Below are 13,789 nucleotides of genomic sequence, written 5' to 3'. Positions count from 1 at the left end.
CCTCTTCGCGCCGAGAAGGCCGCGGCAGGCGCTTTTCTCCGCGGGATCAGTCCTGGCTCTCGACGCCGTCGCACCGCGCGCGTACCCTCGGGCGGGAACGGAGGCACCATGACCATCCAGCCCAGAGACGTGGCCCGGGATGAAGACATCGAGGGATACCTGCTCGGCTCACCCGTGAGCGTCATGCGCGAGTTCATCACGACTCCCGGTCGAGGACCGCGCCTGCACCGGCATCCTTATGCCGAGACGTTCGTCATCCATCACGGCCGCGCGCTGTTCACGGTCGGCGACGAGCAGGTCGTCGGCGTCGGCGGTCAGATCCTCGTCGTCCCCGCACTCGTCTCCCACCGTTTCGAGGTGCTCGACGGCGGCACGTACGAGGCGACGCACATCCATGCGAACGACCGATTCGTCACGGAGTGGCTGGCGTAGACACGACATCCACTGCCGGCGCTCAGCGGCGGAGGAGGTACCCGACCAGCTCGACGACCGCCCCGGAGTCCCGTGCTTCACGGCCGAGGGACTCCACGATGATCGCCCCGAGGATGGCCCTCCCGATCTGGGCGACCGGCGCATCGGCCGGCAGCTGCCCGTCTCGGATGCCGCCGCGCAGGCGCTCCGACAGATGCTGCTCGACTCCGAGACTCTCGCTGAGATGCACTCCGACATCGGCGTCATCGGCGGCTGCGGCGACGAGCGACCGCAGCAGCGCATCACCCTGGGGCGCCTCCAGGATCGACAGCACCGAACGCAGCCAGCTCTCGACGTCGGCGAGCAGGTCGCCGGTGTCGGGCACGACGAAGTCCACAGGAATGAGACGGCCATCCACGAGGCAATCGGCGATCAGTGCACCGCGCGAGGGCCACCAGCGGTAGATGGTCTGCTTTCCGACGCCGGCTTCCTTGGCGATGCCCTCGATCGTGAGCCGGTCGTACCCCTGCGCGTGGAAAAGCCGAGAGGTCGCATCGAGGATCGCCTCGCGCGCCGCAGTGCTGCGCACAGGCCCGCTCCGATGCTCGTTCACCATGCGTTCAGGATAGCCACAGATCGCTAGACGAGACGTACCGTATGATCTTCGAGTCTGAAGGAGACCACTGTGGCATCACTGCTGTACCGTCTGGGTTCGTTCGCTGCGCGCAAGGCGTGGACGGTGATCGTGTCGTGGATTCTGATCCTCGGTCTCGGCGTCGGCGCCTTCCTCACCCTCGGGGGCACGCTGAGCAACAGCTTCGACATCCCCGGCACCGCCTCGGGCGAGGTGACCGACGAGCTCGCCGAGAAGCTCCCGGATTCCGCCGGCGGCACCGGAACGGTCGTCTACCGGACCACCGACGGTTCGGCGTTCACCGACGAGCAGAAGCAGGAGATCTCGGACCTCGCTGCCGGCGCGGAGGACCTCGACGGCGTCGCGTCCGTGATCGATCCGTTCGACGCACAGCAGCAGCAGGCAGATCGGGCCCAGGAGCTGGCCGACGGCGAGAAGCAGATCGCCGACGGCCGCACACAGCTGGATGCCGCCCAGACGCAGCTCGACGAGGGCAGGGCTCAGATCGAAGCCGGCCTCACGCAGCTCGCGGCCGCCCGCACCCAGGCGGAGCAGGCCGGCGCCGGCCCCGAGCAGCTCGCCGCCCTCGACGCCCAGGTCGCGGCACTGAACGCCCAGGCCGCCGAACTCGAAGCCCAGAACGCGAAGCTCGATCAGTCCCGCATCACCCTGCAGGAGAACGCCGATCAGGCGGAGCTGGGTTCGACCCTGCTCGACCTGGCCGACGGCATCGGCGTGGTGTCCGAAGACGGCTCGACCGCCATCGTCAACGTCTCGTTCGTCGACCCGCGCCTGGAACTCTCGGAAGAGGTCAAGCAGGGCACGATCGACCACTTCGCCTCCGCTCCGGTCGACGGGACCGAGGTGGATTTCGGCACCGATATCGCGCAGGGCGTTCCCGAGATCTTCGGCGTCGGCGAAGCGGTCGGCCTCGTGTTCGCCGCGATCGTCCTCATCGTGATGCTCGGCTCGCTCATCGCCGCGGCCCTCCCCATCGTCACCGCCATCGTCGGCGTCGGTGTCGGCGTGACGGCATCCCTCGCCTTCTCGGGCGTGGTCGACATGGCCTCGGTGACCCCGGTGCTGGGTGTGATGCTCGGCCTCGCGGTCGGCATCGACTACTCCCTCTTCATCGTCAACCGGCACCGCAAGCAACTGCTCGCCGGCGTCCCGGTGCGCGAATCGATCGGCCTCGCCACGGGCACCTCCGGCACGGCCGTGGTGTTCGCCGGAACCACCGTGATCGTCGCGCTGCTCGCGCTCAACGTGACGGGCGTGCCGTTCCTCGGGCTCATGGGCACGGTCGGCGCTGTGTGCGTCGCGGTGGCCGTGCTCGTCGCGATCACCCTCGCGCCTGCCATCCTCGGCCTCGTCGGCGACCGTCTGCTCAGCCGTCGCGCTCGCGCCACGGTCGGTCAGGAGCACGCGGCCGGCAAGCCCGTGAAGCGCATGTCGACCCTGCGCGCGGTCGTCACGACGCTCGTGAGCGTGGTCGCGCTGCTGATCATCGCGATCCCCGCCATGTCGATGCGACTCGGCCTGCCCGACGGATCGAGCGAGCCGAGCGACTCGACCAGCTACCGCGCGTTCCAGACCGTCGACGAGCAGTTCGGTGAAGGGGCCAACGGCCCGCTGCTGGTCACCGCGACCCTCGACGACGCGGTCAGCGACGACGACCTGCTCGCCACTCAGGTGACGATCGCCCAGGCCATCGCCGACCAGGACGACGTGGTGGCCGTCGCGCCGATCGCGGCATCCGACGACAACACCCTCCTCGCGTTCCAGGTCTTGCCGGAGGAGGGGCCGAACAGCGCCTCCACCGAGAAGCTCGTGCAGGACCTGCGGTCGATGCCGGCGGTCGGCGACGGGATCGCTCTCGGCGTCGCCGGTCAGGCCGCGATCAACATCGACATCTCCGAGGCCCTGGCCGGAGTCCTGCCGCTGTATCTCGTGGTCGTGGTCGGGCTCTCGCTGCTGATCATGATCGTGGTGTTCCGCTCGCTGCTCGTGCCGCTCATCGCCACCGGTGGCTTCGTGCTCTCGCTGTTCGCGACGTACGGCCTGATCGTCGCCGTGTTCCAGTTCGGCTGGGGCGCCGAGATCATCGGGCTGCACAGCACCGGGCCGATCCTGAGCTTCCTGCCGGTGATCCTCGTCGGCATCCTGTTCGGGCTCGCGATGGATTATCAACTCTTCCTCGCCTCCGGCATGCGCGAGGCGTACGTGCACGGAGCTTCGGCGCGCGATGCCGTGGCCCAGGGCTTCCGGGCCGGGCGCTCGGTCGTGACCGCCGCCGCCCTCATCATGGTGTCGGTGTTCGGCGGGTTCATCTTCTCGGAGTCGACCATCATCCGCTCGATCGGGTTCGGCCTGGCGTTCGGTGTGCTGCTCGACGCGTTCGTGGTGCGGATGCTGCTGATGCCCGCGCTCATGCACCTCCTCGGCCGCTCGGCCTGGTGGCTGCCGCGCTGGCTCGACCGCATCCTGCCCAACGTCGACATGGAGGGCGCGGCGCTCGAGCGCGATCACCCCGGCATGAAGGCCGTGGCCGTTCCGACGACCACCGATTCGGTGCCGACGGCACGGCACTCGTCCTGAGAGCGCCGCAGATTCGCGCCGAGGTCGCAGTTTTTCGCGTGGATCCTGCGACCTCGACGGGAAAATGCGCCGGGCGAGCCCGGGAGTCGGTGCCCGTGCCTAGAGTGAGGGCATGACCGCCCGGGAACGCCTGCTCGCACTGCGCGCCCAGGCCGAGGCGAGGGTGCAGGCGACGGCCGCGACCCTCGACGAGCTCACCCACGACCGTGAGAGCTCGAACGACGACGACGAGCACGACCCCGAGGGCGTCACCCTGTCGTCGGAGTGGTCACGGCTCACCGGGCTCGCCGAGGCCGCGGCATCCGAGCTCCGCCAGGTCGACGACGCGCTGGCCCGGGTGGATGCCGGCACCTACGGCGTCTGCGCGAACTGCGGCCGGCCGATCCCCGCGGGCCGGCTCCAGGCGCGCCCCTTCGCCGAGTACTGCGTCGCCTGCGCCGAGAAGCTCGGGCACTGACCCCGCCTCCCCGTCCCCGCTCCCGTCATCTCCGCGCCATCCCGGCTCCCCCGCCCGTCCGTCCCCGCACGCACAACTTCGGAGATCGCGAGCGACACGCCGATCACGAAGGGCATTACGTCGGCGCGTCGGTTCCAGGATCCGAAGTTGTGCGGAAAGCCCGGGGACACGGCGGGTGCGCGCGAGTAGCATCCCTCCCATGCCCATCACACTCGAGAACGTCGGGATCGCCGTGCGCGACCTCGAGGCGACCATCTCCTTCTTCACCGACATCGGCCTCACGGTGCTCGGTCGCGACGAGGTCAGCGGGGAGTGGGCGTCGACCGCGGTCGGACTCGACGGCAACCACGCCAAGATCGCCGTCCTGCAGACACCCGACGGGCGCGGCCAGATCGAGCTGTTCGAGTACATCCACCCCGACGCGATCGAGACGGAGCCGACCCTTCCCAACGAGATCGGCATGCACCGGATCGCCTTCTCGGTCGACGACATCGACGAGTCGCTCGCGATCGCCGCCCGGCACGGCTACCACCCGCTGCGCGGCGTCGCGAACTACCAGGACGTCTACAAACTCACGTATCTCCGCGGCCCCAGCGGCATCCTCGTGATGTTCGCGCAGGACCTCACGAAGGGCTGACCATCCCGCGCCAGATCACCTCGATCGCGGCCCGCATCCGCTCGACCACAGCGGGGTCGCTGACCCGGTCGCCGCGAACCACGAGCTGGTAGTAGGCCACCCCGGCGATCGCGTCGAAGCAGGCTTCGACGTCGAGGTCGGGCCGCAGCTCGCCCCGCGCCATCCCCACTCGGAGCGCGTTCTGCAACGGCACCCGGCGCCGCGACACGTGCGACTCCCAATACGTCTTCTGCAGAGCGCGGTCGGCCATCACCAGACGGATGCGCTGCCGGAACCGCTCTTCGGAGTATCCGGGTGCTGAGGGGGCGACTCCCTCGGCACCGAGCCCGAGCCCCGCGAGCAGGATCTCGTGCAGGTCGGCATCCGCCGGGTACTCGGGCGGCACCTCGCGGCCGACGTCGAGCGCCGCAGCGATCAGCAGCGTGAGCGACGGCCAGCGTCGATACAGGGCCGCCCGGCTCACCCCGCTGCTGGCGACCACGCGCGACACCGTCACCTCGTCGCCGGCGTCGATGATCGCGAGCGTCGCCGCGACGATCTGCCCGTCGAGGTCTTCGTCGCGCGGACGACCGGGGCGGCGGCGAACCGCGGCCCCGGCATCCGCCGTCAGAACCGTCACGCGGCGAGCGCCCGCTCGCGCAAACGGGCGATCGTGGCATCCGAGAGCCCGGCGGCGCGCAGCGGGGTCAGCGGGTCGCCGTGCTGCGCACGGAGGGTGTCGAGCAGGCTGCGCATCGACACGTCCATCGAGCCCTCGAGCAGCGACGAGGTCTTTCCGAGCGCGTCGGCGTCGAAGCCGAGCGCCTTCCACATCGCCCCCATCACGGGTGCGGTGCGCGCCATGATCGCGACCATGTTGTCGCCCGTGCGGGCATAGTCGGTGACGATGTCGTCGTCGTGCGCTCCCAGGGCGAGCAGCAGCATTGCCGCGAGCACTCCGGTGCGGTCGCGCCCCGCCGCGCAGTGGAAGGCCGCAGCTCCCGGCGTGTAGGCGATGACGTTGAGTGCGATCACGAGCTGCGGCGCCGCCCCATCGACCATGCGCCGGTACATCAGGCCCATGGCCTCGTGCGTGAGGGCGGGCTTCTCGCGGTCCATCGACTCCCCGACATCCGCGATCAGGGGCAGGTGGTGGTACGCGACCGGATGCTCGCCCAGCGGTCCACGGCCGGTGACCGAGACCTCGAGCGGCGACCGAAGGTCGATGATCGCGGTGAGCCCGCCCGCGACGAGCTCGTCCGCGACCTGCTCGGTGACATAGGCGAGGTCGTCCGTGCGGATGGCGACCCCTTCGCGGAGCACGCCGCCGTCGATCGCGATGCCGCCGAGGTCGCGCAGGTTGACCGGTGCGCTGAGGACGAGGTCGGTGTCGATGATGGTCATGTGATTCTCCTTCGGATGAGGGCACTGCCCTGGTCGATCACCGTGACGAGCACGATGATGCAGATGATGATGGCGCTGAGGTGGCCGTAGTCGTACATGCGCATGGCGGTGGTCAGCTCGAGGCCGATGCCGCCGGCGCCGACGAGGCCGAGGATGGTCGCACCGCGCACGTTCCCCTCGAACAGCAGCAGCGTGTACGAGGTGAGCAGGGGCGCGGCCTGCGGGAGGATGCCGTACTGGATCACCTGGCGCTTCGAGGCACCGACGGCCTCCATCGCGACGACGGGTCCGCGGTCGACCTGCTCCATCGCCTCGGCGAAGATCTTGCCGATCGAGCCGATGGAGCCGAGCGTCATGGCGAGGATGCCGGCGAAGGGTCCGAGCCCGACGGCCGAGACGAACATGAGCGCGAACACCAGGTCGGGCACCGAGCGGATGATGTTCATGATCCAGCGCGTCGGGTAGTACAGCCACTTCGGCGCGAGGGTGGATGTGGCCCCGAACGCGACGATGAGCGACAGCACCGCACCGAGCACGGTGCCGACGACGGCCATCTGGAAGGTCTCGAGCAGCAGCGCCAGGATGGTGCCGATCTTCGAGAAGTCGGGCGGGAACAGACGCGAGAGGAACTCGCCCATGTTGACCGCGCCCTCGCCGAGCTTGACGAAGTTGAACTCGGCGCCGTTGAACGACCAGAGCAGCAGCAGGAACGCGACCGGCAGGCCGATCAGGAAGCGGGCACGCGGCACGCGGAAGGCACTCTCGAGCCGGGCGCGCTCGGCCGGATCGAGCGTGGGGCGGTCGGCGCGGTCGGCGCGGTCGGCCCGCGGTTCAGTGGTCGTGGTCATCGCCGTCCTCCTCGTCGTCGTAGAGCGGGCTGAGGGTGGCGGCATCCAGCTGCGAGGTCACGCCCGAGACGAGCATCTCGCCGTGCCGGAGTCCCGCGATCCGGTCGCTGTGCGCCAGAGCCAGCGGCAGCACGTGCAGGCTCACCAGCACGGGGATGCCGTCCTGCGTCGCGATCTCGCGCAGCAGTTCGAGCACCGAGCCCGCGAGCTTCGGGTCGAGCGAGGCCACCGGCTCATCGGCCAGGATCACCTTCGGCTGCTGCATCAGTGCCCGGGCGATCGCCACCCGCTGCTGCTGCCCGCCCGAGAGCGAGCGCGCGGGGGCGGATGCCTTGTGCGCGATGCCGACCCGATCGAGCAGCTCGAGCGCCCGGCGGCGGTGCGCGGTCGAGAAGCCGCCGGCGAGGTTGATCGGCCCCGCGCCGTGCAGTGCGCCCGTGAGCACGTTGGTCATGACGCTGAGCCGCGGGATCAGGTTGAACTGCTGGAACACCTGCCCGACCTCGGAGCGCAGCGTGCGCAGCTCGCCCCGGGCGAGGTTGGTGACGTCGTGCCCGGCGACCCGCACCGTGCCCGCCGAGATCGGCGCGAACCCGGTCAGACTGCGCATCAGGGTCGACTTGCCGGAACCGGAGGCCCCGAGCAGAGCCACCATCTCGCCCGGGAACAGGTCGAGGTCGACGCCGTCGAGCACCGTGTTCTCGTCGTACGCCACCTGCAGGCCGCGCACCGTCACGAGGGGGAGCGCCTGGCGCAGCTCGGCGGTGGGGGTGCGCACCGCGGGGGCCTCAGTGCCGAAACCCAGACCATCCGTGCCGGGCGCGGCGGGTCGGTCGGCAACACGCCCACCCGGAGCCGCTTCGTCTCCGTTTCGGCGGTGGATCAGCACGGTCACTTGAGGTCCTTGAGCTCGACTCCGGCGACAGCGGCGATCTCGGCGAAGGACTCGAAGTCCGATCCGTCGGGGTCGGCCGTCTGCGGAGAGGCGGCGAACGCGCCGAATGCGCCCAGACGCTCGGCGTTCTCGGGGGAGAACACCTCCGCGATGCCGTCCTGGATCACCTTGCGGGTCTCGGCATCCAGCGACTGACGACCGAGCACGGCACCCTGGATGTCCATCGCCGGGCTCTCGCCCACCGCGCGCCACTCGCCGTCCGCGAACGGGAACATCGGGGCACCGAGCTCGGTGAGCATGACCGCGGTGCACGCCGCATCCACCTGCCCCTGCTCCAGCGCGGCGAAGCTGCCCTCGTGTCCGCCGGCAAAGATGGCCTCGTAGTCGGTGCCCTGCTCGAGCCCGGCCTCGTGCAGCATGTACACGGGCATGAAGTAGCCCGAGCTGGAGGCCTGATCGGCGAACGCCACGGTCTTGCCCTCGAGGTCTTCGACGGTCTGGATGGGCGAGTCCTCGAGCACGACGCAGGTCGAGACCGGCTTGCCGTCGCCCTCGAAGGCGACCAGTGCATCGACCTCTCCGGTGTTGACGGCGAGCGCGGAGGGGAAGCCGCTCATGATGCCGATGTCGACGTGGTCGGCGCGGATCGCCTCGACGACGCTGAGGTAGTCGGGCACGTCGGTGACCTCGACGTCGCGGCCGGTCGCGGCTTCGAACAGCTCGGCGAACACCTCGATCGGATTCTCGGCGGTGGGATCGTCGCCGACGGGAAGGGTGGCGATCGTGATGGGGGCGTCGGGATCGGCCGGGGCCGCCTCGGCGGTCGGGCTCTGGCATCCGGTGAGGGCGAGGGCGGCCACGCCCAGGAGGCCGACGACGGGCAGGGTGAAGCGGCGCATGATGACCTTTCGGGAGGAGAGTCCTCGGAATTCCGAGAACATCGGTATTCCAACCCCCGAAGGTGACGGGCAATTACGAGACCGCCGTACTCCGAATGGAACGTCGGGTGAACGGACGGTGTCGCCGGACAGCCGAAGCGGGGCAGCCCCCGAAGGGACTGCCCCGCAGCGGAGCGGATGCTACGGCAGCGCCGGGCCCCCGGGTCCCGCACCCGGAACCGGGTAGTACACGGGCGGAGTGTCGTCCCACGCCGACGGCAGCATCAGCAGGTCGTCGTAGTGGTGCATGGCGATGCCGCCGAACGAGGCGTCATCCTGGAACGAGGCATACGTCTTGTCGAGCTCGCCCTCGAGGTAGGTGCGTCCCTCCTCCCAGAACGTCACCGTCTCGGGGTCACCCGTGCCGGAGAGGTCCTTGGTCTCGATGCCGACCACGACCGAGTTCGGCTTGCCGATCTGGTTCGCGTAGTCGATCTCGTGCTGCGCCTGGGCGATGATTCCCGCGCTGCCGTCGGCCGTGTCCCGGTAGTCCATGATCGCGATGTAGTCGGTCATGTCCTGGATATGGTCGCTGAGCGCCTTCGTCTGCCCGTTCCAGGTGATCGAGGTGCAGCAGGCCGAGGAGTCCAACCACCGCGGGATCGCGGGGCCGACGAGCACCGGAAGCCCCGACGCGTCGCGGCGATCGATGAGGGTATCGAGGATCTCGAGCCAGCGGTTCGGGAGTCCGCCGTTGTCGGGCAGCTTCCAGTCGCTGAGGATGTACGGCTCGATGTCGACGTTGATGCCGTCGAACCGGGCGGACTCCGGCACGGCGAGGTTGTAGTCGAGGACCTTCTCGAACTCGTCGATCGCGAAGTGCTCGAACTGCTCCAGGGCGCCCAGGTACGGCGGACGCGTCCCTCCGGCGACGGTGGCCTGCACGTGGTAGCCGCGGGCGCGGGCCCACTCCACGAACGCCGCGACCTCGTCACGCGAGTCGCGCAGCATGTCGGTCGTGGCCTGGCGGTCGACGCCGAGGTAGATGGTGCGGATCGGGTCGGAGCCGAAGGTGGTGGTGTCGTCCATCACCGCGCCGAGGCGGTCGCGGGCATCCGTATCGAACACGGCCTCGTACGAGGCACGCTCCCAGATCCACATCGCGCGGTCCTGGTCGTAGACCACCGGGGTCTCGGCGGTGGCTCCACCGAGCGCGACGTACGTGGTCGGCGCCTCGGACGTGTGTCCCGACACGTCGGTCGCGCGGGCCTCGATGCTCGCGAACTCCGATCCCGAGACCGGGAACGATGCTGTGTACTCGCATCCGCCCTGCGCCGCGGCAGCCTGCCAGGCGCCGCCGTTCACCCGCACCTCGACGGCGGACAGCGCGCGGTCGGAGGCCACGTCGACGACGACGTCGAGCGAGGAGCCGGCATACGCGCCCTCGGTCGGCGAGACGACCGTGACCACGGGGCGGGATGCGGCGGGGTTGTCGACCTCGACCGCGAGGAACTCCGACCAGGTCGTGTAGAGGGTGGTGAGGTCGAGGGCGCGCACGGCGAGGTCGAGTCGCCCGTCGCGGTCGGCGATGTCGACGTCGATGCTCCACGTGCCGGCCGTGCCGGTGACCGGGATCGGGATCACCTCCTGGGCACCCACGACGAGGACGAGCTCGGAGGTGTTCGCGAACGTCCCCTCCACCGTGAGCGTCGATCCGCTGACGGTCCCGCCGTCGACGGGCGAGGTGATCGCGAGCTCGGTCGTGACGGTCTCCGCAGAGGCGGCGCCGCCGGCGGCGACCACCCCTCCGGTGAGAAGGCTCGCGGCGACCAGCGCCGACAGCCAGCGTGTGCGTCTCATCGGTGTCTCCTTCCGCTCCGCCGAGTGCGGAGTCGTCGTGACTGCCACCGTGTCGCGCGGGCATCCGGCGGTCAACGGAACGTCCGCGAAGGGGAATGACTGGAGGAAGGAATCAGGGCCGCGGCGGCGTCGGCCCTGCACTCCGCTCGGCCGATCGCACGTGCGTCGGCCATTTCACGCGGATGCGGCCGAGGGAAGCGCGATTCCCCGCAGCACGCGCCGCGAGCGCCAGACACCTTGCCGAACCGGGCCCGAATGAATACGGTTGCACTGCAGAGTCTCACGGGCGTCCACGGGCCGAGGAGGGCGACATGGGAGCTTTTCCGAACACCCAGCCGCTGTTCGTGAGTCTGGCGCAGCAGCTCCGCGACCGCATCGCCGCCGGCGAGTGGTCCCGGGGCGAGCGCCTGCCTCCGGAGGCGACCCTGGCGGCGACGCACGCGGTCGGCATCAACACCGTGCGGCGGGCGGTGGGGATGCTCGTCGACGACGGAGTGGTGGTCCGTCGCCAGGGATCCGGCACCTATGTCTCGGCGCGCTGGGCCGGGAAGACTCCGCTGATCGGGGTGATCGTCCCGTCGCGCAGCTACTACTTCCCCGCGGTCGTCGACGGGATCACGGACGTGGTGCAGGCCGCGGGCGCGATCCTGCGCATCGTGTCGAGCGAATACGACGACGCCCTCGAGATCCGCCGCATCCGAGAGATCCTCGCCGCCGGATGCGACGGTCTGCTGATCACGCCCACGCTGCACCTGACCGACCCCTCCGCACGGCTCGACCTGTTGCGCGCCCTGCCGATCCCGGTGGTGCTGATGGAGCGGATGCCGGTGGATTCCCCACCGGACGACGGGCTCTCGGCAGTGTGCACCGATGTCGTCGCCGGCGGGTACGCGGCCGTGCGGCACCTGGCGCGACAGGGCCGTCGGCGCATCGGATTCCTCGGACGACGAGACACCGCGACAGCCGACGCCGCGGTGCGCGGCTACCATCGCGCGATCGAAGACCTCACCCTCGCCGACCTCCGTGCCACGGTGGTGCGTCGGGAGTCGTGGGACGAGGCGGCCCTCGCGGACTACGCGCACCGCGCGCTCGCAGCGGGACTCGACGGCGTCGTCTGCCTCGGCGATCGTGAAGCGACGGCGCTCCTCCCTCACCTGAGGAGGGTGGGACTCTCGATTCCCGACGACCTCGCACTCGTCGCCTTCGACGACGAGGAGGCCGCGGACGCCCCGCTCCCCCTCACGGCCGTCTCGCCGCCGAAGCGCGAGGTCGGACGCCTCGCCGCGGCAACGCTGCTGCGCCAGCTGGGCCGGGGCGGGGATCGCACCCCGGTACGGATGCTGCTGCAGCCGGTCGTGCGGGAGCGGGCCTCCACGGCGAAACGTCTGCTGAGCGCGAGCGCGAGGGCGGGGGCGGGGGCGGGGGCGGGTTAACGAAAGAAAGTGGAGTACGGCCCGAAGGCGGTTCTCCACTTTTAGTCTTTCGGCGCTGAACGCCTGTCAGTAGTTTACGACATCATCGGAGCATGAGCAACGCCGCAGCCGCCTCGGGCGCAAGCACAGTTCCGGCCCTGGAGGCCTTCGGTTCGTCGCCATATGCGGACCTGGTCGGCGCCCGGCTCCTCGACTTCTTTCAGGCAACGTCGCCGTGGCAACGGCGCTTGTGGGATGTGGGGACCTGCCTCGTCCTCGACGAAGTGATCGAAGCAGCGGAATGGCGCAGTCGAAAGGTGCTCAGCGACGGCGCAGTGACCTGGCTCGCAAAAGATGCCGAGCGTATTGCCGGGCGCGATCCCGCTCTCGGCGAAGCCGCACTCCGCAGGCACCTGACGGAGACACTTCGCAGCTCCCTCCAGGATGGCACCCGTCATGTCCGCAGACTCCGGGAGCTTTCGGAGATGGCGACTACTGGATACATCGATCGCTGGCTGGAACTGCTCCGAAGCGGCAAGCGACCATCGGTCGAGCGATTCGCTCGTGCCGTCGGCGCACACCTTCTGGACTTGGGTTACAGCCTTCCCTTCCTCCGGAGATGGGCGCAGCAGCACATCCGAGACCGGTCCACGCTCGACGCACTTCTCGTCTCGGCGGCAAACCTGGCCACCAAGCCAGAGGAGGACTACAGCGTCATCGTCCCGTTCCATTCAGTTCCCCGGGCAAAGACACCGCTGACGACCCTGGAACCGACCTGGCGTCCTGCCGCCCTCGTACGGGAGTGGCTCGTGAACAACGGCAGCAACCCGTCCGGAGTCCGCCAGGTCGGCGGTTTCGAATATCGGGTCCGGGCCCGCGATCCTTTGGCCGCAGCGTTGCTCGCGACCGAACGCATCGACCGTCTGACTTCGCGTGCGACACTGGCGCGCGGCCGCGGAGAAGCCCCCGAGCCACATGGTTCGATCTGGGTGTCGGGATCGAGCCATCCGTTCAAGCTCGAACGGACGAGTCGTGGAGCATTCGTCCTTTCGCTCGTCGCCGAATCGCGGCTCTACGACGTTAACGACCGAACGGACCTCGATGACGCCCTTGAGCTGGCCTCTGTCCTCAATCTCGGTTCTCCAGGCCCTGCCATCGCGTCGGGGTGGGCGGCAGTCGAGGCACTCCTTGTGTCCTCGCAGGACCCGGAGGATTCCAAGGTCGGACGCGGCGCCGTAGCCGCCGATCGGTTGGCCTCGCTCGTCGCATGCTCCTGGCCCCGCGCCGATCTCACCGCGCTGTCGTACCAGCACTCACCCGCCGCGCCTGACACCGTCAGCACTCGGCTGGCCGCAGCGTCATCCAACCAGGAACGAAGCTCGATCATCGCCGCCGCCCTGGCCGGCGGGCAGTCCCTCTCGCTTCGATCCGCCTCAGATCGCGCCGCGGAGTCTCGGATGATTCGCCTGATGGCGGCCAAACGGCACACCCTGCAAGATGTGGAGGCGCATGTGCGCAGCGCGATGCGTCGGCTCTACCGCCAACGGAACATCGTGATGCACGGCGGCTCGACAGACACACTCGCCCGCGGTGCGACGCTTCGAACCTGCGCTCCACTTGTCGGTGCCGGCCTCGACCGGATCACACACGCGCGCATCGCCCGCTCGGAGAGCGCGCTCCAGCTCGCCGAGCGTGCCCAACTGAGTCTCACTCTGGTCGGCACACCGGGAGGACCTGAAGTCGACAATCTTCTCGAGTAGAGCTTCCGACACCCCG

Annotated in this window: 13 protein-coding genes; 6 read left to right on the top strand and 7 right to left on the bottom strand. The window is 69.4% G+C overall.

The annotated features are described in order from the left end of the window. Nucleotides 1-108: 108 nt before the first annotated feature. On the top strand, nt 109-432 hold the full coding sequence (locus ACFC14_RS06910) for a cupin domain-containing protein (protein WP_376102163.1): 324 nt from the start codon (nt 109-111) through the stop codon (nt 430-432). 22 nt (nt 433-454) lie between these two features. Here ACFC14_RS06910 and ACFC14_RS06905 read toward each other — a convergent pair whose 3' ends face one another. Then, a complete protein-coding gene (locus ACFC14_RS06905) occupies nt 455-1,027 on the bottom strand; it encodes a TetR/AcrR family transcriptional regulator (RefSeq protein WP_376102160.1) in 573 nt (190 codons plus the stop codon). A gap of 69 nt (nt 1,028-1,096) precedes the next feature. Between ACFC14_RS06905 and ACFC14_RS06900 the strand changes: the two genes are divergently transcribed. The 3 genes from ACFC14_RS06900 (at nt 1,097) to ACFC14_RS06890 (ending at nt 4,737) form a co-directional block, all read left to right on the top strand. Continuing rightward, nucleotides 1,097-3,643 (top strand): MMPL family transporter, encoded by a 2,547-nt coding sequence (locus ACFC14_RS06900; protein ID WP_376102158.1) that lies wholly within the window; start codon nt 1,097-1,099, stop codon nt 3,641-3,643. 112 nt (nt 3,644-3,755) lie between these two features. Next, nucleotides 3,756-4,100 carry a TraR/DksA C4-type zinc finger protein gene (locus ACFC14_RS06895; protein ID WP_136041807.1) on the top strand — a complete coding sequence of 115 codons (345 nt, stop codon included), beginning with the start codon at nt 3,756-3,758 and terminating at the stop codon, nt 4,098-4,100. 199 nt (nt 4,101-4,299) lie between these two features. Continuing rightward, nucleotides 4,300-4,737 carry a VOC family protein gene (locus ACFC14_RS06890; protein WP_376102155.1) on the top strand — a complete coding sequence of 146 codons (438 nt, stop codon included), beginning with the start codon at nt 4,300-4,302 and terminating at the stop codon, nt 4,735-4,737. On the opposite strand, the gene ACFC14_RS06885 is transcribed toward ACFC14_RS06890, so the two are convergent. The 6 genes from ACFC14_RS06885 to ACFC14_RS06860 all read right to left on the bottom strand — a co-directional run bounded on the left by ACFC14_RS06885 (nt 4,724) and on the right by ACFC14_RS06860 (nt 10,601). Continuing rightward, nucleotides 4,724-5,356, bottom strand: a complete 633-nt coding sequence (locus ACFC14_RS06885) for a TetR/AcrR family transcriptional regulator C-terminal ligand-binding domain-containing protein (protein WP_376102153.1) — start codon at nt 5,354-5,356, stop codon at nt 4,724-4,726. The genes ACFC14_RS06890 and ACFC14_RS06885 overlap by 14 nt on opposite strands. Further along, nucleotides 5,353-6,120, bottom strand: a complete 768-nt coding sequence (locus ACFC14_RS06880; protein ID WP_376102150.1) for a tyrosine-protein phosphatase — start codon at nt 6,118-6,120, stop codon at nt 5,353-5,355. Before ACFC14_RS06880 ends, ACFC14_RS06885 begins: the two co-directional genes overlap by 4 nt. Continuing rightward, nucleotides 6,117-6,968 carry a phosphonate ABC transporter, permease protein PhnE gene (phnE, locus tag ACFC14_RS06875; RefSeq protein WP_376102147.1) on the bottom strand — a complete coding sequence of 284 codons (852 nt, stop codon included), beginning with the start codon at nt 6,966-6,968 and terminating at the stop codon, nt 6,117-6,119. The genes ACFC14_RS06880 and phnE overlap by 4 nt, the downstream gene beginning before the upstream one ends. Further along, on the bottom strand, nt 6,952-7,863 hold the full coding sequence (locus ACFC14_RS06870; RefSeq protein ID WP_376102144.1) for a phosphonate ABC transporter ATP-binding protein: 912 nt from the start codon (nt 7,861-7,863) through the stop codon (nt 6,952-6,954). Before ACFC14_RS06870 ends, phnE begins: the two co-directional genes overlap by 17 nt. Next, nucleotides 7,860-8,804 carry a phosphate/phosphite/phosphonate ABC transporter substrate-binding protein gene (phnD, locus tag ACFC14_RS06865; protein ID WP_376102141.1) on the bottom strand — a complete coding sequence of 315 codons (945 nt, stop codon included), beginning with the start codon at nt 8,802-8,804 and terminating at the stop codon, nt 7,860-7,862. The genes ACFC14_RS06870 and phnD overlap by 4 nt, the downstream gene beginning before the upstream one ends. Before the next feature lie 138 nt (nt 8,805-8,942). Further along, the gene (locus ACFC14_RS06860) at nt 8,943-10,601 is read right to left on the bottom strand and encodes a hypothetical protein (protein ID WP_376102138.1); all 1,659 of its coding nucleotides are present in this window, start codon (nt 10,599-10,601) and stop codon (nt 8,943-8,945) included. A 311-nt stretch (nt 10,602-10,912) separates the two neighbouring features. Here ACFC14_RS06860 and ACFC14_RS06855 point away from each other — a divergent pair, with 311 nt between their 5' ends. Together ACFC14_RS06855 and ACFC14_RS06850 are read left to right on the top strand one after the other, a co-directional pair. Continuing rightward, nucleotides 10,913-12,034 carry a GntR family transcriptional regulator gene (locus ACFC14_RS06855; protein ID WP_376102135.1) on the top strand — a complete coding sequence of 374 codons (1,122 nt, stop codon included), beginning with the start codon at nt 10,913-10,915 and terminating at the stop codon, nt 12,032-12,034. Nucleotides 12,035-12,126: 92 nt separating this feature from the next. Next, nucleotides 12,127-13,773, top strand: coding sequence for an integrase (locus ACFC14_RS06850; RefSeq protein ID WP_376102132.1), 1,647 nt, complete (start codon nt 12,127-12,129; stop codon nt 13,771-13,773). The last annotated feature ends 16 nt before the right edge of the window (nt 13,774-13,789 follow it).

Source organism: Microbacterium sp. NPDC055988, from assembly GCF_042269505.1.
Classification (GTDB): domain Bacteria; phylum Actinomycetota; class Actinomycetes; order Actinomycetales; family Microbacteriaceae; genus Microbacterium.
This window is presented reverse-complemented; position numbering and strand designations above follow the sequence as displayed.